The sequence below is a fragment of the Mycolicibacterium chlorophenolicum genome (assembly GCF_001044235.1).
GTDB classification, from domain to species: domain Bacteria; phylum Actinomycetota; class Actinomycetes; order Mycobacteriales; family Mycobacteriaceae; genus Mycobacterium; species Mycobacterium chlorophenolicum.
The window spans coordinates 86,900-110,576 of record NZ_JYNL01000051.1; the positions used below are offsets into that span (position 1 = coordinate 86,900).

Here is a 23,677-nt window from a genome sequence, read left to right on the forward strand (position 1 = left end):
NGTCGGTATCGCCCTGGTGGCGTTCTCCGACAACGTGCTCACCGCGCGGTCGTTCTCGGCGCGCCGGCGAACACCGCGAACCGCTCGCCGGTCAGCACGGCGTTCTCGGCGGCGCGGTTGGCCTGCTTGGTGTCGATGTAGGAGACGTCCTTGCCGGTGTAGATCGGGTTCATGTCGCGGGTCTGCGGCGCGGGCGTCACGCCCCGCTCGGCGGCGTCGGCGCGCACCGCGGCGAAGAACTCCCCGGGCACCGCGCACACGAACCGCGGCCAGGTGTAGCGGGCGTTCCAGTCGCGATGGATGTCGGTGACCCACTTGTTGGGCGGGGTGTAGTCGGTGCCGACGGGCAGCAGGACGTTGCGGGTCAGCGCGACCTTCTTCAGCTGACGGAACAACGCGTAGGTCGCCGCCTCGGCCTCGGCCAGCGTCGGCGCGGAGTCCATCCACCACCCCGCCGCGTAGTGGGCGGGCATGTAATGGGTGAGCAGCCCGCGGCCCGAGGGCGCCATCCACTCGAATTCGCTGGCGAACTGCATGCGTTCGGGATCACCCCCGTCGGCCATCGGTCCCCACTGGTGGTGCGGCCCGCGCGCCCAGGAGCTCGACGTCAGGCCCGCGTCGGCCGCCATGCCCGGGAACTGCGGATCGTGGCCGAACACGTCGAGCTGCCACGCGGTCGTCGGCGAGGCTCCCAGCACGTCGCGCTGAAACCCGATGCCGTGGACGAAGTTCCGGATCGCGGTCTCCGGGCCGGTGAGGTTGGTGTTGGGTTCGTTGTAGGTGCCGCCCATGATCTCGACGCGGCCCTCGGCGAGGAACCTGCGCAGGTCGGCCCGCTCCTCGGGGTGGGTGTCCCAGAACGGTTTGAGGTAGTCGACCTCGGCGAGCACGAATTTGTACACCGGGTCCTGCCGGGCCATCTCGAGGTGTGCGCGGACGAGGTCGAACCCGTTGGTCTGCCGGCAGCGGCCGGGCGGGTCCTCGGTCCACAGACTGGTGTAGGCGGCCTGGGTGTTCCACCACACCGGGTCGTAGTGGAAGTGGCTGATCATGAACATGGTCCAGCCGGGCTCGGCGACGACGAAGTCGAATTCGAGGGAACTGTCGCCGGCGATCACCCGCGCCGGACGGCGCTGCCCGGTCACCGGATCGGTGACGCGCACGGCGACCTCGACGGAGCCGTCGCCGGACTCGGTGGTGACCTCGCCGACGGTCGTCAGCCCGGGTCCCTCCACCTGCACGGCGGTTCGCGAGGTCCCTGCGCGGTACGCGACGCGCACCAGCTGCACCGCGTCGTCGGGCGGGCCGGAGAACAGATCCGTCGACTCCGCGGAGGTGACGTGCACCACCACACCCTACGGGCGCGCCCGCACCGATCCCCCGTGTTCGGCGTAGTCGCCGTCTCTACTGCAGCGGCCCCGCCGCCCCTTCGGCGGCGGCCACCACCGCGCCGGACTGCACCAGCGCCACGGCAGCCGTCAGCTCGGGGGCCAGGTAGCGGTCGGGGCCGGGACCGGCGACGTGCCGACGCAGCAGCGCGACCACGGCACCGGTGGCGGGCGAGGGGGTCAGCGGGCTGCGCATGTCGATGCCGCGCGCCGCGGTGAGCACCTCCACGGCCAGTACGCGACCGAGACCGTCGATCGCGCGGCGCAGCTTGCGCGCCGCGGACCACCCCATCGACACGTGGTCCTCCTGCATCGCCGAGGACGGGATCGAGTCGGCGCTCGCCGGTGCCGCCAGCCGCTTGAGCTCCGAGACGATCCCGGCCTGCGTGTACTGGGCGATCATGTGGCCGCTGTCGACGCCGGGGTCGTGGGCCAGGAAGGCGTTGAGCCCGTGATTGCGGGCCACGTCCAGGAACCGGTCGGTACGGCGCTCGCTGATGCTCGCCAGATCGGCCACGGCGATGGCGAGGAAGTCGAGCACGTAGGCCACCGGTGCGCCGTGGAAGTTGCCGTTGGACTCGACCCGGCCGTCCGGGGTGACGACGGGATTGTCGATGACACTGGCCAATTCGCGCTCCGCGACGGCGCGCGCATGCGCGGCGGTGTCGCGGCCCGCCCCGGCCACCTGCGGTGCGCAGCGCAGCGAGTACGCATCCTGCACGTAGGTGCAGTCGGGGGTCTGATGGCTGGCGACGATCGCCGAGTCGGCCAGCAGCGCCCGGATGTTCGCCGCCGACGCGGCCTGCCCGGGGTGCGGCCGCAGCTGCTGCAGGTCCTCGGCGAACACCCGGTCGGTGCCCAGTTGACCCTCGACGCTCATCGCCGCGGCGATGTCGGCGACGCGGAAGAGGTTGTCCAGGTCCGCGAGCGCGAGGATCAGCTGTCCGAGCATGCCGTCGGTGCCGTTGATGAGCGCCAGCCCTTCCTTCTCGGCGAAGACGACGGGCTCCAGGCCGTGGGAGACGAGCGCGCCGGCGCTGGGATGCAGCGCACCGTCCCGATCACGGACGTGCCCCTCCCCCATCACTGCGAGCGCGACGTGTGCCAGCGGGGCGAGATCGCCGGAGCAGCCCAGACTTCCGTACTCGTACACCACCGGGGTCAGCCCGGCGGACAACAGGTTGGCGTAAGCCTGGGCCGTCTCGCGACGCACCCCGGTACGTCCGCTGGCGAGTGTCGAGAGCCGCAGCAGCATCATCGCGCGCACCACCTCGCGTTCGACCTCGGCGCCCGAGCCCGCGGCGTGCGAGCGAATCAGACTGCGCTGCAGGGCCGTCCGCATGTCCAGCGGGATGTGGCGGGTGGCGAGTGCCCCGAACCCGGTCGAGACCCCGTACACCGGCGTCGGATCGGCGGCCAGCGCCTCGATGTGGCGGCGGCTCTGCTCGATCGCGGTGACCGCGTCGTCGGCGAGCACGACGGGAGCGTCGGCCCGGGCGACCGCCACGACGTCGTCGAAGCTGACGGGACCGATGCCGACGGTGACTGTCATGTGCGCAAACCTAGGGCGTGCGAGCCCGGTTCCGGACCGGCCCCCGGGAGTTAGTGTCTCGGATCTCAGACACCCGGCTCGTCGAACCAGCCCTCCGGGCCGTGCCCCGACAACGCCGCGGTCAGCTCGCTCGCGGCCGTGCGGACCGCGTGCACCAGATCCGGGTGCGATGCCCGGGTGTGGTCCTGCCGCCACGTCACGCTGATCGCGGCACAGGGGCGGCCCGAATGGTCGAAGGCACAGGCCGCCACGGACTGCAGCCCCGCGGTGACGAGCCCGATCTCCTCGGACCACCGCTGCCGTCGCTCCGCGGCGAGCACCCGCCGGAGCTCGGGCAGGGTGGCCGGGCCCTGGCCGGTGCGGTCGACGAACCCGCGCGTCGACGGGAACAGCGCCCGCACCTGCGCCGCCGACAGGTGCGCCAGCAGGGAGCGCCCGTTGGCGGTGAGGTGCGCGGGCAGTCGGACGCCGACGTCGGTGACCAGCGTGACCGGGATCCGGGCCACGGCGGGTTGCTCCTTGAGCAGGTACAGACTCTCGGCGCCGTGCAGGACGCCGAGGTGCGCGGTCTCGCCGACCTGGGCGACCAGGCGCCGCAGCACCGGGCGGGCGAGGAGCTCCAGCGGCTCGTGGCGCAGGTACGCCGACCCGATCTCGAAGGCGGCCATGCCCAGCCCGTAGGTGCGCCGGTCGGGGAAATGCACGACGAATCCGCGCGCGATCAACACGTCGAGCAGGTGGTAGGTCGACGAGCGCGGGATCTTGAGGTCACGGGCCACCGCGGCACCGGACACCGGACCGGGCTTGCCCGCGAGGTACAGCAGCACGTCCAGGGCGCGGCCGACGGCGGGTGAGGTGCTCGACATCGGCGGCCCCTCCACGTCTCGGATACGAGACACTAGCCGCTGGAATGCTCTGGAGCAATGGTGCGTGGTCGGGTGTGCTGGACGCCATGGGAACCACGACGTCGTCATCGCCGCGCCCCGTGCGTGCGCCGCGGGGTAGCGAGATCACCTGCAAGGGCTGGCAACAGGAGGCCGTGTTGCGGATGCTGATGAACAACCTCGATCCGGAGGTCGCCGAGCATCCCGACGAACTCGTCGTCTACGGCGGCACCGGGCGCGCCGCGCGCAGCTGGGAGGCGTTCGACGCGATCGTCGCCACGCTGCGCACACTCGAGGACGACGAGACCATGCTGGTGCAGTCCGGTAAGCCGGTGGGCGTGTTCCGCACCCACGAGTGGTCGCCGCGGGTGTTGATCGCGAACTCCAATCTCGTTGGCGACTGGGCGAACTGGGAGAAGTTCCGCGAGCTCGAGGCCGCCGGACTCATGATGTACGGCCAGATGACCGCGGGGTCGTGGATCTACATCGGCACCCAGGGCATCCTGCAGGGCACCTACGAGACGTTCGGCGCCGTCGCGCGCAAGCGGTTCGACGGCACACTCGCCGGCACGATCACGCTGACGGCCGGCCTCGGCGGTATGGGCGGCGCGCAGCCGCTGGCCGTCACGATGAACTCCGGCGTCGCGATCTGCGTCGACTGCGACCCGAGCCGGATCCGGCGCCGCATCGAGCAGCGCTACCTCGACACCAGCGCCGAGTCGGTCGACGACGCGCTGCGGCTCGCCGTCGAGGCCCGCGACGCGGGGCGGCCGCTGTCGATCGGACTGCTCGGCAACGCCGCGGAGGTCTTCCCCGAATTTCTCGACCGGGGCGCACCCATCGACATCGTCACCGATCAGACCTCGGCGCACGACCCGCTGTCCTACCTGCCGATCGGGGTCGCGTTCGAGGACATGAAGACGATGGCCGACAAGGACGCGGCCTGGTTCACCGAGCAGGCGCAGGCCTCGATGGCCACGCACGTCGCGGCGATGGTGGGTTTCCAGGACAAGGGCGCGGAGGTCTTCGACTACGGCAACTCGATCCGTGACGAAGCCCGCAAGGCCGGCTACGACAGGGCCTTCGACTTCCCCGGCTTCGTGCCGGCCTACATCCGTCCGCAGTTCGAGGAGGGGCTCGGCCCGTTCCGCTGGGTGGCGCTCTCCGGCGACCCGAAGGACATCGAGGTCACTGATCGCGCCGTGATGGAGTTGTTCCCGGACAACGAGCACCTGCGCCGCTGGCTCACCATGGCCGGGGAGAAGGTGGCGTATCAGGGCCTGCCCGCACGCATCTGCTGGCTCGGCTACGGCGAACGTCACCGCGCGGGCCTCAAGTTCAACGAACTGGTGGCGTCCGGCGCGGTGTCCGCGCCGATCGTGATCGGCCGGGACCACCTGGACTCGGGTTCGGTCGCGTCCCCGTACCGCGAGACCGAGGCGATGCTCGACGGGTCCGACGCCATCGCCGACTGGCCGCTGCTCAACGCCCTGGTGAACACCGCCTCGGGGGCCTCGTGGGTGTCGATCCACCACGGCGGCGGGGTCGGCATGGGTCGGTCCATCCACGCCGGACAGGTGTGCGTCGCCGACGGATCCGCGCTCGCCGCCCAGAAGCTCGAGCGCGTGCTGACCAACGATCCCGGCATGGGCGTCATCCGCCACGTGGACGCGGGCTACGAGTACGCCACCCGGGTCGCCGCGCAGCGTGGGGTTCGAATCCCGATGCAGGACAGGCGAGATGACGTTTGACAGCCTGTGGGACTCGATCCACGACGTCGGCCGTGACCCCGCCGGCGGCTACCGCCGGTTCGCCTGGACCACCGCCGATCTGACGCTGCGCGAATGGTTCACCGGCGAGGCGGGCAAGCGCGGCATGACGGTCGAGGAGGACCGCAACGGCAACGTCTGGGCGTGGTGGATGCCGGCCGGCTGGATCGGCGATCCCGTGGGCGCCTTCGTCACCGGTTCCCATCTGGACTCCGTGCCGGGTGGCGGCGCGTTCGACGGACCGCTGGGCATCGTGTCGGCGTTCGCCGCGATCGACGACCTCATCGGTCGCGGGGTCAGCCCGCGGATCCCGGTGGCGGTCGTCGCCTTCTCCGACGAGGAGGGCGGCCGGTTCGGCGTGGCCTGCGTCGGCTCCCAGTTGTCCACCGGCGCCGTCACGGCCGACCGCGCGCTGAACCTGCGCGACGCGGACGGCACCACGCTGGCCGAGGCGCTGCGGGCCGCGGGCCGCGATCCCGAACACGTCGGCGTCGACCCGCGCCTGGTCGAGCGGGTCGGTGTCTATGTCGAGTTGCACGTCGAGCAGGGTCGCGCCCTGGATCTGATGGATCGCCCCGTCGCCGTCGCCTCGGCGATCTGGCCACACGGACGATGGCGCTTCCGGTTCCGCGGCGAGGGCAACCACGCGGGCACCACGCGACTGGTCGACCGGCGTGATCCGATGCTGGCATTCGCCTCGACGGTGCGGGCGGCCCGCGACCGGGCCACCGTGCACGACGCCGTCGCGACGTTCGGCAAGCTCGCCGTGACACCCAACGGCGCCAACGCGATTCCCTCGCAGCTGGAGGCCTGGCTGGACGCGCGGGCCGCCGACGAGGACACGCTGGCCGCGATGGTCGAGGCGATCGCCGCCGACGCGACCGCATTCGCCGAGGGCGACCGGATCTCACTGGAGGTCGACGTCGAATCCGTCAGCCCGGCCGTGGTCTTTCCCGATCAGCCGCGGGAGCGCATCGTGCGCGCGCTCGCTGGGCTCGGCGACGTCCCCGTGCTGCCGACGCAGGCCGGGCACGACGCCGGGGTGTTGTCGGCGACGGTGCCGACCGCGATGCTGTTCGTGCGCAACCCGACCGGTATCTCGCATTCCCCCGACGAGTACGCCGAGATCGCCGACTGCAGGCTGGGCGCCCACGCCTTGGCCGACGTGATGGTCGACTGGGTGACCGGGTGAGCGACGCGTGGTGGTGTGAGCACGCCTGGGTCGACGGTCGTGTCGCCGACGGTGTGCTCGTCACGACGACCGACGGCGTGATCGACGCGGTCGAGGTCGGTCGGCCTCCCACCGGTACATGCCTGCAGGGCTTGGTGATTCCCGGTCTGGCCAACGCGCATTCGCACGCCTTCCACCGCGCGTTGCGGGCCCACACCCAGCGTGGCGGCGGTTCGTTCTGGACGTGGCGCGAGGCGATGTACCGCATCGCCGACCGCCTCACCCCGCAGAGCTACCTGGCGCTGGCCCGCGCGGTGTACACCGAGATGGCATCGGCGGGTATCACCGCGGTCGGCGAATTCCACTACCTGCACCACGGCCCCGGCGGCGTGCTCTACGCCGACCCCAACGAGATGGGCCGGGCGCTGATCTCCGCGGCCGCCGACGCCGGTGTCCGGCTCACGCTGCTCGACACCTGCTACCTGACGGCGGGACCGGCCGGCGAGCCCCTCGACGGTCCGCAGCTGCGGTTCGGTGACGGCGATGCCGACCGGTGGGCCCAGCGAGCCGATGCGCTACGGTCGGCCGCCGAGGACGAACCCCACGTCCTCGTCGGCGCCGCAGTGCATTCCGTCCGCGCCGTGCCCGCCGAACAGCTCGCCCGGGTCGCGTCGTGGGCGCAGGCGTACGACGCCCCGCTGCACGTGCATTCCAGCGAGCAGGTCGCCGAGGTCGAGCAGTGCCTGGCCGCGTACGGCTGCACGCCGACGGCGCTGCTGCGCGAGCACGGCGTGCTGGGGTCGCGCACGACCGCGGTGCACGCGACGCATCTGACCGCACAAGACATCGCCGACATGCGGGCCACCTCCACCGGCACCTGCTTCTGCCCCACCACCGAGCGCGATCTGGGCGACGGAATCGGCCCCGCCCCAGCACTACTCGACGGACCGGGCCTGTTCAGCCTGGGCACCGACAGTCACGCGATGATCGACCTCCTCGAAGAGGCACGGGCCGTTGAACTCGACGAGCGGCTCGCCGGCCGCCGCCGCGGCACGATTCCCGCGGCTCGACTGCTCGACGCCGCCACGTTCGACGGCCAGCAGGCGCTGGGCTGGACGACCGCGGGCCGGCTCGAACCCGGTGCCCGAGCCGATCTGGTGGCCGTCGACCTCGCGTCGGTGCGCACCGCGGGCGGCGGCGCCACTGCCGAGAACGTAGTGTTCGCCGCGTCGGCCGCCGACGTCACCGACGTCGTCGTCGACGGGCGTACCGTCGTCACCGACCGGCACCACCGCCTCGATGCCGGGCGCGCGCTGGCAGAGATCATCGGGGAGATGTGGTCGTGACCGTGCTGTACGACGACATCGGCGAGCTCGTCACCAACGATCCGGCCGCCGGGGACGGCAGCCCCCTCGGCGTCATCACCGGGGCCGCGCTGCTGGTCGACGGTGACCGCATCGCCTGGGTGGGACCGAAACACGAAGCGCCCGCGGCAGATCGACGCGTCGATTGCGGCGGCACGAGCGTGCTGCCCGGCTTCGTCGACAGCCACGCCCACCTCGTCTTCGCCGGTGACCGGTCCGCCGAGTTCGCCGCGCGCATGGCGGGCCGGCCCTACGACGGCGGGGGCATCGCCTCCACGGTCGCGGCTACCCGCGGCGCGTCGAACGGGGCGTTGGCCGCGAACGTGGGAAGGCTCGCGGCCGAGTTGCACCGCGGCGGCGTCACCACGTTCGAGACCAAGAGCGGCTATGGCCTGACCACCGTCGACGAGCAGCGCAGCCTCGAGCTGGCCACGTCGGTCACCGCCGAGACGACGTTCCTCGGCGCCCATGTGGTCCCACCCGAATACCGCGAGGATCGCGACGCCTATGTCCGGCTGGTGGCGGCCGACATGCTCGCGGCGTGCCGGGAGCATGCCCGCTGGATCGACGTGTTCTGCGACCGCGGCGCGTTCGACGTCGACGAGGCCCGGTTCATCCTGACGGCAGGCGTCGACGTCGGACTGGTGCCCCGCCTGCACGCGAGCCAGCTGGGCCCCGGCGACGGGATTCGGCTGGCCGTCGAACTCGGGGCGGCGTCGGTGGACCACTGCACCTACGCCACCGACGCCGACATCGACGCCCTGGCCGCCGGCGACACGGTCGCCACGCTGCTGCCGGGTGCCGAATTCTCCACGCGCGCACCGTGGCCCGATGCCCGCCGATTCCTGGACGCGGGCGTCACGGTGGCTCTGGCCACCGACTGCAACCCGGGCAGCTCGTACACGACGAGCATGGGCTTCTGCATCGCGGTGGCCGTGCGGGACATGGGCTTCACCCCCGCCGAGGCCCTCTGGGCGGCGACCGCGGGGGGCGCCAGGGCTCTGCGGCGCGACGACATCGGCGTGCTCGCCGCGGGGAAACGCGCGGACCTCGTCCGCCTCGACGCCCCCTCCTACATCCACCTGGCCTATCGGCCCGGCGTCCCGCTCGTCGGCGACGTTGTGCGCGGCGGCGTCGGGGACTGACGCGCGGCGCGGGCGATCCGCTCGGCCACGACGCGCACCGCCTCGACGACCTCGGGCGGTTCCAGCACCTCGAAGTCACAGCCGGGCAGCGCCAGCCACGGCACCATCCGCTGCGGGTCGTCGGCTCCGGCGGTGAGGATGCACGCGTCCGGACCGTCCGGCTCGATGTGCACCGAAGCCGTCGAAAAGCACTGCGCCACAACGTCGTGCGGTGCCGCATAACGCACCCGCGCCACGTAGGGGTAGGGCGAGGAGCTGATCGCCCGGCGCACGTAGGACGCGGCGTCGGGCGCCTCGCGCGGGGTGAACGTGGTGCCGTGGGCGCGCACGTCGGACATCCGGTCCAGCCGCAGGCTGCGCCAGTCCGACCGGTCCCGGTCGTAGCAGAGCAGGTACCAGCGCCGGCCCGTCGTCACGAGCTGGTAGGGCTCGACGCGGCGGTGCGTGACGTTGCCGTGTAGGTCGACGTAGCCGGCGGTGACGTGCTCGTGGTCGCGGCTGGCCCGGGCGAGGGTCATCAACACGTCCGGCTCGACCGGCGTCTCGGTGGGGGTGCCCAGGGTCACGGTCGTCTGGTGCACGGCCGCGACCTGCGAGCGCAGCCGCGCTGGCATCACCTGGTCGAGTTTGGACAGTGCGCGCAGCGCCGACTCCCCCACCCCGGCGACGCTGCCGCCCGCGGCGACGCGCAGGCACACCGCCATCGCGACGGCTTCGTCCGGGTCGAGCAACAGCGGGGGCAGGGCTGCCCCGGCGCCGAGCCGGTAGCCGCCGCCGACGCCGGTGCTGGCGTGCACGGGATAGCCGAGCTCGCGCAGCCGGTCGACGTCGCGGCGCACGCTGCGGGTGGTGACGCCGAGCCGCTCGGCCAGCTCCTCGCCGCTCCACACGCGGCGGGCCTGCAGCAGGCCGAGCAACTGGAGCACCCGGCCGGTCGTTTCCGACATGCCGCCATCCTGCCGCACATTGAGGACAGAAACTGTCCGCATCGGGTGCGACAGTGACATCCATGAGCATCGATGTGGTGTCCGAACTGGCCGAACAGCTCGACCTGCACTGGCGGTCCCAGTTGCGGCCCCGCCTGGACGGCCTCGCCGACGACGAGTACTTCTGGGAGCCGGTGCCGGGCTGCTGGACCGTGCACCGCGACGGCGGCATCGATTTCGAGTTCCCGGCGCCGCAACCCGAGGCCGTCACCACGATCGCGTGGCGGATGGCCCACGTCATCGTCGGCGTGCTGGCGACGCGCTCGCACGCACATTTCGGCGGACCGCCGGCCGGTTACCAGAGCTGGTCGTACGCCACCGACGCCGCCACGGCTCTGACTCAGCTCGACGACGCCTACCGGCGCTGGATCGAGGGGGTGCGGGGCCTGGACACGGCGCGGCTGGCGCAGCCGGTCGGACCCGCCGAGGGACCGTGGGCACAGGCGCCGATGATCACGCTCGTCCTGCACATCACCCGCGAAGTCATCCACCACGGAGCCGAGATCGCGCTGCTGCGTGACCTCTACACCCACACCCACCCGAAGGAGAGCTGACATGGCCGCCATGCCCCCACCCATCGCCGACGAACGCGCCGGTCTGCGGGAGTACCTCACCGCGCAGCAGCACGCGTTCCACGCGATCGCGTTCGGGCTCACCGACGAGCAGGCCCGCTCCACGCCGTCGGTGAGTGCGCTGTCGATCGGCGGGCTGATCAAGCACGTCACCACGTGTCAGCGCGGGTGGATGGAACGCGTCGCCGCCGCCCCCGACGCCGTCGCCGACGACGGCCGCCCGGCCGACGAACGGGCCGCCGACTGGGAGGACGAGTTCACGATGCGCGAGGACGAGACGCTCGCCGGCGTGCTGGCGGCGTTCGACGCCCAGAACGCCGAGACGATCCGGCTGGTCGAGACGGCCGACCTCGGAGCGGCGGTGCCGGTGCCGCAGGACGCGCCGTGGTTCCCCAAGGACATCGCGGCATGGTCGGTGCGGTGGGTGTTCTTCCACATGATCGAGGAGCTGGCCCGCCACGCCGGACAGGGCGACATCATCCGCGAGAGCATCGACGGCGCCACGCTCTACGAGCTGCTCGCGGGTGTCGAGGGCTGGCCGGAGACCGACTGGCTCAAGCCGTGGACGCCGGCCGCCACGCCGTAGTCAGCGCAGCACCAGCTGCAGCGCGTAGTCGACGACGACGTCCAGTTCGGCGCCGAGGTGCCCGGCGAGCCACTGCTGAGCCAGCTCGGCCATCGCGCCGGTGTACATCGCGGCGCCGACCATGGCGGCGACGGGGTCGGTGTCGGGATGCAGCCGCCAGCCCTCGGTGAGCACGGCTTCGCGCAGCAGGTCCTGGGTCGCGGCGCGGCGCGCGGTCAGCACCGGGTTGGCTCGCGCGTCGGTGAATAGCACGCGCCCACGCCGCGGATCGACCGAGCTGAACTCCAGCACGGCGGCCATGCCCGCACGGGTGCGCGCCCGCAGCGACTCCCCGGCCGTAGCCATCGCCGCGCCGACCGCCTGCGCGAGTTCGGCGCTGACGCGGTCGTACACCGCGCCGAGCAGGTCGTCGAGGTCGGCGAAGCTCTCGTAAAAGTAGCGGGAGTTCAGCCCGCTCTCCCGGCACACCGAGCGCACCGCGAGTGCGGCCTCCCCGCCGTCGCCGAACAGCCGGTAGGCGGCGTCGACCAGCAGCTCGCGCCGCTCCGCGCGGCGGTCGGTGAGCGGGACGCCCGCCCACCGGGTGGGACTCGACATCCGGTCAGCCTAAGCCGCGCCGGCCCGGTTCTGGTCACATCCGTCGCCAAACGCTATTCTGGCCACACCCGTGACCACATTGGAGGATGCGATGTTCCTGCCGCACCAGCTCGTCGGCCAGATGCTCAACCAGCGGTTCGACCAGGATGTGCGGCGCCGATTCTTCAAGGGCATGGAGTTCGCCGCGCCCGTCGGGGACCCCGGCTGGTTCGGGCCGGGCAGCGCGGTGTGGCACGTGCACTCCCACATGCACGCGCTGATCTTCGGCCTGCAGTGTGCGGCCTTCCTCGAGCGCCTCGACCCGTCGATCTACTGGATGGGCGTGCACCACTCCCGGCTCGTCCGCGACGACACCCGCGACGACCCGATGCCCCAGATCGACCCGAAGGGCGCGCTGACCCGGCTCGGGCATTCGGTCGCGTTCTTCATCGGGACGGCGTACGGCTCGACCGAGACGGCCGATCGGCTGGCCACCGCGGTGCGCTCGATGCACCACACCATCAAGGGCACCCGTCCCGACGGCGCGCGCTATGACGCCGACGATCCCGAGTGGCTGCGCTGGAACTACGCGACCGTGGTGTGGGGGATTGCCACCGCGCACGAGCTGTATCATCCGAACCCGTTGCGCGGCAACAAGATCGATCGCTACTACGGCGAGTTCGTGCGCGTCGGGCACGCACTGGGGGGAACCGACCTGCCGACCACCAAGGCCGAGACGCTGGACTGCCTGAAGTCCTATCTGCCCAAGCTCGCGGTCACCTACGGCACCGCGATGGCGACCGGGCCGAATCTGCCGCTGCCGCAGGCGGCGCTGAACTGGGCCGTCCGCGACACCATGCCGTCGTGGGCGCAGGGACTGATCCAGCACAGCAACCCGAACATCGTCGAGCGCACCGCCCGCCGCGCGCTGGTGTGGTCGATCATCAACGGCGTGCACCTCGCCGCGGGTGCGGCGTCGGAGTTCGAGCAGGCCAAGGCGCGGGTCGCCGCGGGGACGACCGTGCCGCACACGCTGCCGACCTACCGGCCGGGCACCGACCCGGTGCGCACCCGCGAGGAACTCGAGGACGCGTTCGCCTGAGCCCCCGCCCCCCGCGGAATAGCGTTCCTGGCTGCTGCAGCGCAGGAATCGCGACCAGGAATGCGCTTCCGCGGCAGGTGGGCCACTGTGACCCGATGCACACGTTTTTTCGCCGACCGGGGCTTTTTGGGACACTGCTGATATGAGCACCACGCGGAAAGCCGACAACAGCCAACATCGCGAGGTTGCCAGACTGGACCGGGTCCCGCTGCCGGTCGAGGCGGCCCGCATCGGAGCCACCGGGTGGCAGATCACCCGCACCGGCGCGCGCGTCGCCGCGAAGCTGACCGGCCGCGGCTCCCTGCAGCAGAAGATCGTCAAGCAGATCCCGCAGACCTTCGCCGACCTGGGCCCCACCTACGTGAAGTTCGGCCAGATCATCGCGTCCAGCCCGGGCGCCTTCGGCGAACCGCTGAGCAGGGAGTTCCGCAGCCTGCTGGACCGGGTGCCGCCCGCGGACCCGAAAGAGATCCACAAGCTGTTCGTCGAGGACCTCGGCGACGACCCGGCCAACCTGTTCAAGACGTTCGACGAGACACCGTTCGCCTCGGCGTCGATCGCGCAGGTGCACTACGCGACGCTGCACAGCGGCGAGGAGGTCGTGGTGAAGATCCAGCGGCCGGGCATCCGCCGCCGGGTCGCCGCGGATCTGCAGATCCTCAAGCGCGGCGCGCGGCTGGTCGAGTTCGCCAAGCTGGGCCAGCGGCTGTCCGCGCAGGATGTGGTCGCCGATTTCGCCGACAACCTCGCCGAGGAACTGGACTTCCGGCTCGAGGCGCAGTCGATGGACGCGTGGGTGGCCCACATGCACGCTTCGCCGCTGGGCGCCAACATCCGGGTGCCCCAGGTGTACTGGGATCTGACCAGTGCGCGGGTGCTGACGATGGAACGCGTGCAGGGCACCCGGATCGACGACGTCGCCGCGATCCGCAAGAAGGGCTTCGACGGCACCGAGCTGGTCAAGGCGCTGCTGTTCAGCCTGTTCGAGGGCGGGCTGCGGCACGGCCTGTTCCACGGCGACCTGCACGCGGGCAACCTCTACGTCGACGACAACGGCAAGATCGTGTTCTTCGACTTCGGCATCATGGGCCGCATCGATCCCCGCACCCGCTGGCTGCTGCGTGAGCTGGTGTACGCGTTGCTGGTGAAGAAGGACCACGCCGCGGCGGGCAAGATCGTCGTGCTGATGGGCGCTGTGGGCACCGTCAAGCCGGAGGCGGAGGCCGCCAAGGACCTGGAGAAGTTCGCGACCCCGTTGACGATGACGTCGCTCGGCGATCTGAGCTACGCCGAGATCGGCAAGCAGCTCTCCGCGCTCGCCGAGGCCTACGACGTCAAGCTGCCCCGGGAGCTGGTGCTGATCGGCAAGCAGTTCCTCTATGTCGAGCGCTACATGAAGCTGCTCGCGCCGAAATGGCAGATGATGAGCGACCCCTCCCTGACCGGCTACTTCGCCAACTTCATGGTCGAGGTGTCCCGGGAGCATTCCGAGGAGCTGGACGCCTGATGCAGGTCCGCACCGGAACCGCCCCGTCCGGCGAGATCGGCATCCACTACGAGGACATGGGCGATCCGGGCGATCCGGCGGTCGTGCTGATCATGGGTCTGGGTGCGCAGATGATTTTCTGGCGCACCGGGTTCTGCGAGAAGCTGATCAACCAGGGCCTGCGGGTCATCCGCTTCGACAACCGCGACGTCGGGCTGTCCGGCAAGCTACCCGGCCACCACTCCGGCGCGCCGCTGCTGCCGCGGATGGCGCGGTCGTTCGTCGGGCTGGCCAGCCCGGCGGCCTACACGCTCGAGGACATGGCCGACGACGCGGCCGCGCTGCTCGACCACCTCGACATCGACCGGGCGCATGTGGTCGGTGCGTCGATGGGCGGCATGATCGCCCAGGTGTTCGGGGCGCGCCACCACGCGCGCACCAGGAGCCTCGGCGTGATCTTCTCGAGCAACAACCAGGCGGCGCTGCCCCCGCCCGGCCCGCAGCAGCTGCTCGCGGTGCTGGGCAAGCCCGCCGGCAGCGACCGCGACGCGATCGTCGACAACGCGGTCCGGGTCACCAAGATCATCGGCAGCCCCGGCTTTCCCCGCCCCGACGACGTGATCCGCGCCGAGGCCGTCGAGGGCTACGACCGGTCGTATTACCCCGCCGGCGTCGGCAGGCAGTTCGCGGCGATCCTGGGCAGCGGCAGTCTGCGCCGCTACAACCGGCAGACCACCGCGCCGACCGTCGTCATCCACGGCAAGGCGGACAAGCTGATGCGGCCCTCGGGCGGGCGCGCCATCGCGCGCGCGATCCCCGGCGCCCGGCTGGTGCTGTTCGACGGCATGGGCCACGAGCTTCCCGAACCGCTGTGGGACGACATCGTGGGCGAACTCGAGACGACGTTCGCCCAGGCCATGTGACCTGCGTCTCCGTCAATTCACAGTTTTCCGAAAAGACGTAGCATGCCTGTCGGGCACGCGTGACCGCCGTTTCAGGAGAACCTCTTCGGGCAGCGTCCCCAAGGAGCCACTCATGGCCTCGACCAAAAAACAACTGAAGCCGCATTTCGACGACGTCCAGGCGCATTACGACCTGTCCGACGAGTTCTTCCGGCTGTTCCTCGACCCCTCGCAGATGTACAGCTGCGCGTACTTCGAGCGCGACGACATGACGCTCGAGGAGGCTCAGCGCGCCAAGGTCGACCTCGCGCTGGGCAAGCTCGGCCTCGAGCCCGGCATGACGCTGCTCGATGTCGGGTGCGGCTGGGGCTACACGATGATGCGGGCGATCGAGCGTTATGACGTCAACGTCATCGGCCTGACGCTGAGCGAGAACCAGAAGGCGCACGTCGAGCGGATCTTCGCCGAGTCCGACAGCCCGCGGACCAAGGAGGTGCGGCTCGAGGGGTGGGAGAACTTCGACCAGCCCGTGGACCGCATCGTCTCGATCGGCGCCTTCGAGCACTTCGGCAAGGACCGCTGGGACGACTTCTTCGCCACCGCCTACCGGGTGCTGCCCGACGACGGTGTGATGCTGCTGCACACCATCACCGCGCTGACGATCCCGCAGATGATCGAGCGCGGCATTCCGCTGACGTTCTCGGTCGCGCGGTTCATCAAGTTCATCCTCACCGAGATCTTCCCCGGCGGATACCTGCCGACGATCGAGCTCGTCGGCGAGCACGCGGGCAAGGCCGGGTTCACGCTGACCCGCGAGCAGTCGCTGCAGCCCCACTATGCGCGCACGCTCGATCTCTGGTCGGCCGCGCTGGAGGAGCACCGGGACGAGGCGATCGCCGTCCAGTCCGAAGAGGTCTACGACCGGTACATGCACTACCTGACCGGGTGCGCGGACTCGTTCCGCAAGGGATACACCGACGTCAACCAGTTCACACTGGTCAAACAGCCCGTCTGAGCGGATTGGATCGGGCGACCGGCCACCAGATAGGCTGGTCGCCCGAGAAGCGTGTTTGCAGCAAGGCAGGGCCGCGCTTCGGTACGGTCGTCGCAACCGCACCATCTCATGAAGCACACGAAGTAGAGGGACGTAGAGAGACATGTCTGACCAATCCACCGGCACGAAGGATCTGACGCCTCATTTCGAGGACATTCAGGCTCACTACGACCTTTCGGACGACTTCTTCGGCGTCTTCCAGGACCCGACCCGCAAGTACAGCTGCGCCTTCTTCACCGGTCCTGACGTCACGCTGTCGGAAGCTCAGATCGCCAACGTCGACCAGCACCTCGACCGGCTCGACCTGAAGCCGGGCATGACGCTGCTCGAGGTCGGCTGCGGCTGGGGCCTGACTCTGCAGCGGGCGATGGAGAAGTACGACGTCAACGTCATCGGCCTGACCCTGTCGAAGAACCAGAAGGCCTATTGCGACCAGCTGCTGGCCAAGCTCGACACCGAGCGCACCTTCGACGTCCGCCTCGAAGGCTGGGAGCAGTTCCACTCCCCCGTCGACCGGATCGTGTCCATCGAGGCGTTCGAGCACTTCGGCTTCGAGCGCTACGACGACTTCTTCAAGATGTGCTTCGAGGTGCTGCCCGAGGACGGCCGCATGACGATCCAGAGCAGCGTGGGGTACCACCCCTACGACCTGGCCGCGCGGGGCAAGAAGCTCACCTTCGAGCTGGCCCGGTTCATCAAGTTCATGCTCACCGAGATCTTCCCCGGCGGCCGGCTGCCCACCACACAGATGATGGTCGAGCACGGCGAGAAGGCCGGCTTCGTGGTGCCCGAGACGCTGTCGCTGCGCAACCACTACATCAAGACCCTTGGCATCTGGGCCGACCGGCTGGAGAGCAACAAGGAGACGGCCATCGCGGCCACCGACGAGGAGCACTACCAGCACTACATGCGGTACCTGAAGGGCTGCCAGTACTACTTCATCGACGAGTCCATCGACGTCAGCCTGGTCACCTACCTGAAGTCCGGTGCCGCTGCCTGACCTGTGACGCACAAAAATCCCCCGGGCCTCGGCCCGGGGGATTTTTGTTAGCTGCGTTTTCGTCGTTGACCGCGCCGACCGCGGTCTGCGGTGCTACGTTGCTGCGCGGGGGTGCTTCTCGGCCACCACTTCGGGGTTCACTGGGGGATGCGACCCCCGAAGTCCGGCCCGCGCACCTGAGCCCCCGTTCGTGGGGGGCGGCGGTTCGGGTCAGGCCGGACGGTTGCGGTGGTCGAGAAGCACTCCTGGGAGGGTTACTCCTCCGTGAAATTCCTGGTCACCGCGGGGTCCACCGGGATGCCCGGTCCGGTGGTCGTCGAGACGACGACCTTCTTCAGGTAGCGGCCCTTCGACGACGACGGCTTGGCGCGCAGGATCTCGTCGAGCGCGGCCCCGTAGTTCTCCACCAACGACTTCTCGTCGAACGACGCCTTGCCGATGATGAAGTGCAGGTTGGCCTGCTTGTCGACGCGGAAGTTGATCTTGCCGCCCTTGATGTCGTTCACGGCCTTGGTGACGTCCGGGGTCACGGTGCCGGTCTTCGGGTTCGGCATGAGGCCGCGGGGGCCGAGGATGCGGGCGATGCGGCCGACCTTGGCCATCTGGTCGGGCGTGGCGATCGCGGCGTCGAAGTCGAGGAACCCGCCCTGGATCTTCTCGATCAGGTCGTCGCTGCCGACCACGTCGGCGCCGGCGGCCAGTGCCTGCTCGGCCTTGTCACCGACGGCGAACACCGCGACGCGGGCGGTCTTACCGGTGCCGTGCGGCAGGTTCACCGTGCCGCGCACCATCTGGTCGGCCTTGCGCGGGTCGACGCCCAGCCGGATCGCGACCTCGACGGTGGCGTCCTGCTTCTTCGAGCCCGTCTCCTTGGCCAGCTTCGCGGCTTCCAGCGGCGTGTACAGCCGGGTCTTGTCGACCTTCTCGGCGGCTTCCTTGTAGGCCTTGCTGTTCTTGCTCATTTTTTCTCTCCTTGTTCAGAGTCAGTGGTTGACGAGCCGATGCCAGCTCTCCCACGGATTACGTCGTCGATCCTGCGCTCAGGGCGGTCCGTCGCCGGATCTCGCTACCTTCACCGCAGTCTCAACGTGAGACCACGCCGTCTTATTCGACCGTGATCCCCATCGACCGGGCGGTGCCGGCGATGATCTTGGCGGCCTGATCGATGTCGTTGGCGTTCAGGTCCTCCTTCTTGGTCTCGGCGATCTCGCGCACCTGATCCCAGGTCACCTTGGCGACCTTGGTCTTGTGCGGTTCACCCGAACCCTTCTGCACTCCGGCGGCCTTGAGCAGCAGCTTCGCGGCAGGCGGCGTCTTCAGCGCGAACGTGAAGGTGCGGTCTTCGTAGACCGTGATCTCCACGGGGATGACGTTGCCGCGCTGCGACTCGGTCGCCGCGTTGTAGGCCTTGCAGAACTCCATGATGTTCACGCCGTGCTGGCCGAGCGCGGGACCGACCGGCGGGGCGGGGTTGGCCTGCCCGGCCTGGATCTGCAGCTTGATCAGCCCGGCGACCTTCTTCTTCGGGGGCATGGTTGCGTGCGTTCCTTCTTTTTTCTCGTGGGCTTCCTCGCGGCCGAGGGGCCCGGCTTAAATCTTGGCGACCTGGTTGAAGGTCAGTTCGACGGGCGTCTCGCGGCCGAAGATCGACACCAACACCTTGAGCTTCTGCTGTTCGGCGTTGACCTCGCTGATCGAGGCCGGCAGCGTCGCGAACGGGCCGTCCATGACGGTGACGGACTCGCCGACCTCGAAGTCGACCAGGATCTCGGGGCGCTCCATCGACGCCTCGGAGGACGCGGCGGCGCCGGCCGTGCTCTTGGCCGGCTTCTTCGCGGCCGCGGGCGGCAGCAGGAACTTCACCACGTCGTCGAGCGACAGCGGCGAGGGCCGCGAGGTCGCGCCGACGAAACCGGTCACGCCGGGGGTGTTGCGCACCGCGCCCCACGACTCGTCGTTGAGCTCCATGCGAACCAGGATGTAGCCGGGCAGCACCTTGCGGTTGACCTGCTTGCGCTGGCCGTTCTTGATCTCGGTGACCTCTTCGGTGGGCACTTCCACCTGGAAGATGTAGTCGCCGACGTCGAGGTTCTGCACGCGGGTCTCGAGGTTCGCCTTCACCTTGTTCTCGTAGCCGGCGTAGGAGTGGATGACGTACCAGTCACCCGGCTTGAGGCGCAGTTCCTTCTTGAGCGCGACGGCCGGGTCTTCTTCCTCGTCGGACTCGGGGGCCGGCGCCTCGGCGGCGTCGTCGGCCTCCGCGGTCTCGTCGGTGATGTCCAGCGGCGCATCCTCGACCGCTTCGGCCGCGGTGCTCTCGTCGAGGTGCTCGGCGGCCTCGTCAGCGATCACGACCGCCGGATCGGCAGCTTCGGCGCGCGCCTCGGACACGCTCGCGGCAGTCTCGCCGTCGAAGCTAGTCACGTGTCAGTCCTCTCTCAGATGTCATTGCGTGGCGTTGGCCGACCTCAGGTCAGCCGAACACCAGCGTCACAAGCTTGGCCAGGCCCAGGTCGACCCCACCGATCAGCGCCACCATGAACACCAGGAACACGAGCACGACCGTGGTGTAGCTGACCATCTGCTTGCGGTTCGGCCAGATGACCTTGCGCAGCTCGGCGACGACTTCCTTCAGGTAGTTGAAGATGAAGACGAACGGGTTGCGGGACGGGCCGTCCTTGGGCTTCTTGGCGGTCTTCTTCTTCGCCTTCGGGCCCTTGCCGTCGTCCTTGCCGCCGGAGCTGTCGGTCTCGGGCTCCGTGTCGGTGTCCTCGGTGTCGACCTCGGCCACCGCCCCGCGCCGCGACCGCTTGCCGGTGGGTCGCAGCGGGCGCGTCACGACCGCGGTCTGCGCGCGCGCGTCACCGCCGTCGGTCTCCGCGCCGCTGTCGGTGCCTGCGGAGCTGGCACCGTCGCGCTCGTCGCTCACCGCGTGCTCCCTCGTGATCGTCCGGTTGGTGGGTCACTGTCCAGTATCCAGAACCGGCCAGCGGGCCCACGTGTCGTGTATTCAGTTGAGCAGGGGCGACAGGACTTGAACCTGCAACCTGCGGTTTTGGAGACCGCTGCTCTGCCAGTTGAGCTACGCCCCTAGAGGGTTCCCTGCAGGGCCCACACAATTCGCGCGCCCCCCGTTCGGTGAAAGAACCCCGACGGACAGCGCGCTCAACTGGGAAAACCCCGAGGACCGAGTGTAGCGTGCCGCAGGTCCGAGTTACTAATCCGTTCCGGCCGGCACGGCCTGGGCGGCAGCGTCCGCGGTGTCCTCGGTGTCGTCGTGCACGACGGGTTTGCGCATCACCTGACCCGTCTCGGGATCCCACCCAGCGGAGATCGAATTCTCGCCGCTGTGGCCCATCAGCGTCGTGAACGACTCCATGACCAGCTCGCCGTGCTGATCGATCAGCGTGTTGCGGGTGGTGACGATGTCCGCGCCGAAACGTTCGTCGACGCTCACGACGTACAGCGTTCCCTCGAGCTCGTCACCCGCCTTGATGGGCCGGTGGAACTGGAACCTCTGGTCCACCTGGACGATCTGCAGGGTCTCGAAGCCGAGGTCGTTGTGCTGGAAGAAGTGCCGTTGGATCATCACCGCGAAGATCGACATGAACGTCGGCGGTGCGATCAGCGCCTCGTGACCCGCCGCCCGCGCCGCCTCCAGGCTGTGGCTCGTCGCATCGGTCGCCTTGACGGCGTTGGCGTACTGGCGGATCTGCTCGTGACCCACCACGTACGGCTCGGGGTACTTCCAGACCATGCCCCTGATGTCGATCTTGAGTGCCATGACGCGCCGCCTACGCCAGCGTCGCCGTGGCGACGGCGCGGCCGAAGATCTTCTTGCCGCCGGCGGTGGCGCTCAGCGCCACGGTCACCGACTTCGATTCGGGATCAACGGATTTCACTCGACCGTTGAACACGATCTCGGCGCCCTTGCCGTCGTTGGGGACGGGGACGACGGCGGTGAAGCGCACGTTGTACTCGGTGACGGCGGCCGGGTCGCCCACCCAGGAGGTGACGTACCCGCCACCCAGACCCATGGTCAGCATGCCGTGCGCGATCGCGGTGTCCAGGCCGACCTGCTTGGCGATCTCATCGTCCCAGTGGATCGGATTGAGGTCACCGGAGACTCCGGCGTAGTTGACCAGGTCCGCCCGGGTCAACGTGATGACCTTCTCGGGCAGCTGATCGCCGACCTTGACCGAACTGAACTCACGCAGTGCCATGGGAAAAGCCACTCTCTCCGTCTTCTTCACTCCGCCCCGCAAGGGTGGTGTAGGACTCCTGTACGACCTCGCCGTTGCTGTTGCTGACGATGTTCTTGGTGACGATGATGTCGGTGCCGTGGGCCGTGCGGACCGATTCGATCCACACGTCGCAGTGCAGGGTGTCGCCGGCCTTGATGGGACGGACGAACTTCAGCGCCTGGTCGACCTGGACGATCTTCGCGTCCGTGATGCCGATCTTGGCGGCGGCGAACATCGCCGACTGCGCCTGATAACCGAACACCGAGATGAAGGTCAGCGGCGCCAGCAGCCCGTCGTAGCCCAGATCGGCGGCGGCCTTCTCGTCGAAGAAGGCCGCGTCGTCGTTCTTGACGGCGGTGGCGTACTCGCGGATCTTCTCGCGTCCGACGACGTAATGGTCGGGATGGCGGTAGTGCAACCCGACGTATTCGTCCAAGAAAGACACGACTGATGAACCTACCTAGTCAGGCGCGGCGCGGCGTGCATCCGACGGCGCCCGGGCCGGTCGTGCCGCCTAGCGCGACTCTTTGTGGGCCTGGTGCTTGCCGCAGTTCGGGCAGAACTTCTTGATCTCGAGGCGATCGGGATCGTTGCGGCGGTTCTTCTTGGTGATGTAGTTGCGGTGCTTGCACACCTCGCACGCCAAGGTGATCTTGGGCCGTACGTCGGTACTGGAGGCCACGGCAGTCGTCTCTTTCTTCTACGTCTCGTTAGTTCTTGTAGCGGTGGGGGGGCTCGATCCCCCGACCTCACGATTATGAGTCGTGCGCTCTAACCAGCTGAGCTACACCGCCCCGCGGACCGTGCAGCGGTCCACCGAGCCCCCTAACGGAATCGAACCGTTGACCTTTTCCTTACCATGGAAACGCTCTACCGACTGAGCTAAGGGGGCCTGTCTCGCGTACTCGGCGCATCGCCAAGCGACGAGCCTTAAAGAGGGTACATTCTCACCGATTGCGGCGCCAAACCGCTGGTCACTGTCGGCTCGCGACCGGCCTCTGCGGCTGACCGCCTACGCTGACCGGCATGGCCGACTCCGACCGCCTCTACTTCAAACAGCTGCTCTCGGGCCGAGATTTCGCCACCGGCGACATGATCGCCCAGCAGATGCGCAATTTCGCGTACCTGATCGGGGACCGGGAGACCGGCGACGCCGTCGTCGTCGATCCGGCCTACGCCGCGCAGGATCTGGTGGACGTGCTGGAGGCCGACGGCATGACGCTGTCGGGGGTGCTGGTCACCCATCATCATCCCGACCACGTGGGGGGTTCGATGATGGGCTTCGAGCTCAAGGGGCTCGCCGAGCTGCTGGAGCGGGTCAGCGTGCCCGTCCACGTCAACGCCGAGGAAGCCGAGTGGGTCTCCCGCGTCACCGGTATCGCCCGCAGCGAGCTGACCGCGCATCGGCACGGCGACACGGTCAGCGTCGGTGACATCGACATCGAACTGCTGCACACCCCCGGACACACCCCGGGCAGCCAGTGCTTCCTGCTCGACGGCCGGCTGGTCGCCGGGGACACCCTGTTCCTCGACGGATGCGGTCGGACGGACTTCCCGGGCGGCAACGTCGACGACATGTTCCGCAGTCTGCAGGCGCTCGCACAGTTGCCCGGCGACCCGACGGTGTTCCCGGGGCACTGGTATTCGACGCAGCCCAGCGCGCCGCTGACCAACGTGCGTCGCACCAACTACGTCTACCGCGCCAGCAACCTCGAGCAGTGGCGCACACTGATGGGCGCCTGACGCATTCGTCAATTGCGCAGGACCCGCGCTTTATTTAGCTGATCTGAGCGAATGCCGCGGCCACCAGCGGGATTGACGCGGCAATTCGAAGACAACGAGCCACCATTCTGGCAAACTCCTAAGACAGCGCTCACCGCTTGATCGCGTCGGGGG

General features: G+C 69.2%; 24 protein-coding genes, 3 tRNA genes and 1 pseudogene. 12 read left to right on the plus strand and 16 right to left on the minus strand.

What is annotated here, in order from left to right:
* Window position 1: 1 nt before the first annotated feature.
* The 3 genes and pseudogenes from MCHLDSM_RS39585 to MCHLDSM_RS20075 all read right to left on the minus strand — a co-directional run.
* A pseudogene (locus MCHLDSM_RS39585) lies at window positions 2-1,346 on the minus strand (glycoside hydrolase family 38 N-terminal domain-containing protein); the annotation flags it as partial.
* Between the two features lie 58 nt (window positions 1,347-1,404).
* A complete protein-coding gene (hutH, locus tag MCHLDSM_RS20070; RefSeq protein WP_048471680.1) occupies window positions 1,405-2,940 on the minus strand; it encodes a histidine ammonia-lyase in 1,536 nt (511 codons plus the stop codon).
* A gap of 65 nt (window positions 2,941-3,005) precedes the next feature.
* The gene (locus tag MCHLDSM_RS20075) at window positions 3,006-3,806 is read right to left on the minus strand and encodes an IclR family transcriptional regulator (protein WP_048471681.1); all 801 of its coding nucleotides are present in this window, start codon (window positions 3,804-3,806) and stop codon (window positions 3,006-3,008) included.
* Between the two features lie 86 nt (window positions 3,807-3,892).
* Here MCHLDSM_RS20075 and hutU point away from each other — a divergent pair, with 86 nt between their 5' ends.
* The 4 genes from hutU to hutI are packed head-to-tail and all read left to right on the plus strand — an operon-like array spanning window position 3,893 to window position 9,273.
* A complete protein-coding gene (gene hutU / locus MCHLDSM_RS20080) occupies window positions 3,893-5,575 on the plus strand; it encodes a urocanate hydratase (protein WP_048471744.1) in 1,683 nt (560 codons plus the stop codon).
* Window positions 5,565-6,785: an allantoate amidohydrolase gene (locus MCHLDSM_RS20085; RefSeq protein ID WP_048471682.1), complete on the plus strand. Its 1,221-nt coding sequence runs from the start codon at window positions 5,565-5,567 to the stop codon at window positions 6,783-6,785. Before hutU ends, MCHLDSM_RS20085 begins: the two co-directional genes overlap by 11 nt.
* Window positions 6,782-8,110: a formimidoylglutamate deiminase gene (locus tag MCHLDSM_RS20090; RefSeq protein WP_048471683.1), complete on the plus strand. Its 1,329-nt coding sequence runs from the start codon at window positions 6,782-6,784 to the stop codon at window positions 8,108-8,110. The genes MCHLDSM_RS20085 and MCHLDSM_RS20090 overlap by 4 nt, the downstream gene beginning before the upstream one ends.
* A complete protein-coding gene (hutI, locus tag MCHLDSM_RS20095; RefSeq protein WP_234714127.1) occupies window positions 8,101-9,273 on the plus strand; it encodes an imidazolonepropionase in 1,173 nt (390 codons plus the stop codon). Before MCHLDSM_RS20090 ends, hutI begins: the two co-directional genes overlap by 10 nt.
* Here hutI and MCHLDSM_RS20100 read toward each other — a convergent pair.
* A complete protein-coding gene (locus MCHLDSM_RS20100) occupies window positions 9,216-10,220 on the minus strand; it encodes a helix-turn-helix transcriptional regulator (RefSeq protein ID WP_048471746.1) in 1,005 nt (334 codons plus the stop codon). The two genes, hutI and MCHLDSM_RS20100, sit on opposite strands and share 58 nt — an antisense overlap.
* Window positions 10,221-10,282: 62 nt before the next feature.
* Between MCHLDSM_RS20100 and MCHLDSM_RS20105 the strand changes: the two genes are divergently transcribed.
* A complete protein-coding gene (locus MCHLDSM_RS20105) occupies window positions 10,283-10,813 on the plus strand; it encodes a DinB family protein (RefSeq protein WP_048471684.1) in 531 nt (176 codons plus the stop codon).
* Between the two features lies 1 nt (window position 10,814).
* A complete protein-coding gene (locus MCHLDSM_RS20110; protein ID WP_048471685.1) occupies window positions 10,815-11,417 on the plus strand; it encodes a DinB family protein in 603 nt (200 codons plus the stop codon).
* Here the strand turns inward: MCHLDSM_RS20110 and MCHLDSM_RS20115 are convergent, their stop codons facing one another.
* The gene (locus MCHLDSM_RS20115; protein ID WP_048471686.1) at window positions 11,418-12,014 is read right to left on the minus strand and encodes a TetR/AcrR family transcriptional regulator; all 597 of its coding nucleotides are present in this window, start codon (window positions 12,012-12,014) and stop codon (window positions 11,418-11,420) included. It lies immediately after the preceding gene.
* A 91-nt stretch (window positions 12,015-12,105) separates the two neighbouring features.
* Here MCHLDSM_RS20115 and MCHLDSM_RS20120 point away from each other — a divergent pair, with 91 nt between their 5' ends.
* The 5 genes from MCHLDSM_RS20120 (at window position 12,106) to MCHLDSM_RS20140 (ending at window position 17,537) form a co-directional block, all read left to right on the plus strand.
* Entirely contained in the window at window positions 12,106-13,095 is a 990-nt protein-coding gene (locus MCHLDSM_RS20120; protein ID WP_048471687.1) for an oxygenase MpaB family protein, read from the plus strand.
* A gap of 142 nt (window positions 13,096-13,237) precedes the next feature.
* Window positions 13,238-14,602, plus strand: a complete 1,365-nt coding sequence (locus MCHLDSM_RS20125; protein ID WP_048471688.1) for an ABC1 kinase family protein — start codon at window positions 13,238-13,240, stop codon at window positions 14,600-14,602.
* Window positions 14,602-15,504 (plus strand): alpha/beta fold hydrolase, encoded by a 903-nt coding sequence (locus tag MCHLDSM_RS20130; RefSeq protein WP_048471689.1) that lies wholly within the window; start codon window positions 14,602-14,604, stop codon window positions 15,502-15,504. The genes MCHLDSM_RS20125 and MCHLDSM_RS20130 overlap by 1 nt, the downstream gene beginning before the upstream one ends.
* A gap of 112 nt (window positions 15,505-15,616) precedes the next feature.
* Window positions 15,617-16,498: a cyclopropane mycolic acid synthase family methyltransferase gene (locus MCHLDSM_RS20135; protein WP_048471690.1), complete on the plus strand. Its 882-nt coding sequence runs from the start codon at window positions 15,617-15,619 to the stop codon at window positions 16,496-16,498.
* 142 nt (window positions 16,499-16,640) lie between these two features.
* Window positions 16,641-17,537, plus strand: coding sequence for a cyclopropane mycolic acid synthase family methyltransferase (locus MCHLDSM_RS20140; RefSeq protein WP_048471691.1), 897 nt, complete (start codon window positions 16,641-16,643; stop codon window positions 17,535-17,537).
* 254 nt (window positions 17,538-17,791) lie between these two features.
* Here the strand turns inward: MCHLDSM_RS20140 and rplA are convergent, their stop codons facing one another.
* The 11 genes from rplA to MCHLDSM_RS20195 form a co-directional block, all read right to left on the minus strand.
* On the minus strand, window positions 17,792-18,499 hold the full coding sequence (gene rplA, locus MCHLDSM_RS20145; RefSeq protein WP_048471692.1) for a 50S ribosomal protein L1: 708 nt from the start codon (window positions 18,497-18,499) through the stop codon (window positions 17,792-17,794).
* A gap of 142 nt (window positions 18,500-18,641) precedes the next feature.
* Entirely contained in the window at window positions 18,642-19,070 is a 429-nt protein-coding gene (gene rplK, locus MCHLDSM_RS20150) for a 50S ribosomal protein L11 (protein ID WP_043405614.1), read from the minus strand.
* A 57-nt stretch (window positions 19,071-19,127) separates the two neighbouring features.
* Window positions 19,128-19,961, minus strand: a complete 834-nt coding sequence (gene nusG / locus MCHLDSM_RS20155; RefSeq protein WP_048471693.1) for a transcription termination/antitermination protein NusG — start codon at window positions 19,959-19,961, stop codon at window positions 19,128-19,130.
* A gap of 49 nt (window positions 19,962-20,010) precedes the next feature.
* Window positions 20,011-20,466: a preprotein translocase subunit SecE gene (secE, locus tag MCHLDSM_RS20160; protein ID WP_048416949.1), complete on the minus strand. Its 456-nt coding sequence runs from the start codon at window positions 20,464-20,466 to the stop codon at window positions 20,011-20,013.
* A 90-nt stretch (window positions 20,467-20,556) separates the two neighbouring features.
* A tRNA-Trp gene (locus MCHLDSM_RS20165) sits at window positions 20,557-20,629 on the minus strand.
* 125 nt (window positions 20,630-20,754) lie between these two features.
* A complete protein-coding gene (gene hadC / locus MCHLDSM_RS20170) occupies window positions 20,755-21,321 on the minus strand; it encodes a (3R)-hydroxyacyl-ACP dehydratase subunit HadC (protein ID WP_048471694.1) in 567 nt (188 codons plus the stop codon).
* A 10-nt stretch (window positions 21,322-21,331) separates the two neighbouring features.
* Window positions 21,332-21,760, minus strand: coding sequence for a (3R)-hydroxyacyl-ACP dehydratase subunit HadB (gene hadB / locus MCHLDSM_RS20175; RefSeq protein WP_048471695.1), 429 nt, complete (start codon window positions 21,758-21,760; stop codon window positions 21,332-21,334).
* Window positions 21,747-22,226 (minus strand): (3R)-hydroxyacyl-ACP dehydratase subunit HadA, encoded by a 480-nt coding sequence (gene hadA / locus MCHLDSM_RS20180; RefSeq protein ID WP_048471696.1) that lies wholly within the window; start codon window positions 22,224-22,226, stop codon window positions 21,747-21,749. Before hadA ends, hadB begins: the two co-directional genes overlap by 14 nt.
* Before the next feature lie 69 nt (window positions 22,227-22,295).
* Window positions 22,296-22,463, minus strand: coding sequence for a 50S ribosomal protein L33 (gene rpmG, locus MCHLDSM_RS20185; RefSeq protein WP_003929651.1), 168 nt, complete (start codon window positions 22,461-22,463; stop codon window positions 22,296-22,298).
* 38 nt (window positions 22,464-22,501) lie between these two features.
* Window positions 22,502-22,575: transfer RNA gene (locus tag MCHLDSM_RS20190), tRNA-Met, on the minus strand.
* Between the two features lie 25 nt (window positions 22,576-22,600).
* A tRNA-Thr gene (locus tag MCHLDSM_RS20195) sits at window positions 22,601-22,673 on the minus strand.
* Window positions 22,674-22,807: 134 nt separating this feature from the next.
* Here MCHLDSM_RS20195 and MCHLDSM_RS20200 point away from each other — a divergent pair.
* A complete protein-coding gene (locus tag MCHLDSM_RS20200; RefSeq protein ID WP_048471697.1) occupies window positions 22,808-23,524 on the plus strand; it encodes an MBL fold metallo-hydrolase in 717 nt (238 codons plus the stop codon).
* Window positions 23,525-23,677 lie beyond the last annotated feature (153 nt).

Coding starts and splice junctions, on each gene's coding strand:
- hutH (WP_048471680.1), bottom strand. CDS start 2,940: ATGACAGTCACCGTCGGCATCGGTCCCGTCAGCTTCGACGACGTCGTG.
- MCHLDSM_RS20075 (WP_048471681.1), bottom strand. CDS start 3,806: ATGTCGAGCACCTCACCCGCCGTCGGCCGCGCCCTGGACGTGCTGCTG.
- hutU (WP_048471744.1), top strand. CDS start 3,893: ATGGGAACCACGACGTCGTCATCGCCGCGCCCCGTGCGTGCGCCGCGG.
- MCHLDSM_RS20085 (WP_048471682.1), top strand. CDS start 5,565: ATGACGTTTGACAGCCTGTGGGACTCGATCCACGACGTCGGCCGTGAC.
- MCHLDSM_RS20100 (WP_048471746.1), bottom strand. CDS start 10,220: ATGTCGGAAACGACCGGCCGGGTGCTCCAGTTGCTCGGCCTGCTGCAG.
- MCHLDSM_RS20105 (WP_048471684.1), top strand. CDS start 10,283: ATGAGCATCGATGTGGTGTCCGAACTGGCCGAACAGCTCGACCTGCAC.
- MCHLDSM_RS20110 (WP_048471685.1), top strand. CDS start 10,815: ATGGCCGCCATGCCCCCACCCATCGCCGACGAACGCGCCGGTCTGCGG.
- MCHLDSM_RS20115 (WP_048471686.1), bottom strand. CDS start 12,014: ATGTCGAGTCCCACCCGGTGGGCGGGCGTCCCGCTCACCGACCGCCGC.
- MCHLDSM_RS20120 (WP_048471687.1), top strand. CDS start 12,106: ATGTTCCTGCCGCACCAGCTCGTCGGCCAGATGCTCAACCAGCGGTTC.
- MCHLDSM_RS20125 (WP_048471688.1), top strand. CDS start 13,238: ATGAGCACCACGCGGAAAGCCGACAACAGCCAACATCGCGAGGTTGCC.
- MCHLDSM_RS20130 (WP_048471689.1), top strand. CDS start 14,602: ATGCAGGTCCGCACCGGAACCGCCCCGTCCGGCGAGATCGGCATCCAC.
- MCHLDSM_RS20135 (WP_048471690.1), top strand. CDS start 15,617: ATGGCCTCGACCAAAAAACAACTGAAGCCGCATTTCGACGACGTCCAG.
- MCHLDSM_RS20140 (WP_048471691.1), top strand. CDS start 16,641: ATGTCTGACCAATCCACCGGCACGAAGGATCTGACGCCTCATTTCGAG.
- rplA (WP_048471692.1), bottom strand. CDS start 18,499: ATGAGCAAGAACAGCAAGGCCTACAAGGAAGCCGCCGAGAAGGTCGAC.
- rplK (WP_043405614.1), bottom strand. CDS start 19,070: ATGCCCCCGAAGAAGAAGGTCGCCGGGCTGATCAAGCTGCAGATCCAG.
- hadC (WP_048471694.1), bottom strand. CDS start 21,321: ATGGCACTCAAGATCGACATCAGGGGCATGGTCTGGAAGTACCCCGAG.
- hadB (WP_048471695.1), bottom strand. CDS start 21,760: ATGGCACTGCGTGAGTTCAGTTCGGTCAAGGTCGGCGATCAGCTGCCC.
- MCHLDSM_RS20200 (WP_048471697.1), top strand. CDS start 22,808: ATGGCCGACTCCGACCGCCTCTACTTCAAACAGCTGCTCTCGGGCCGA.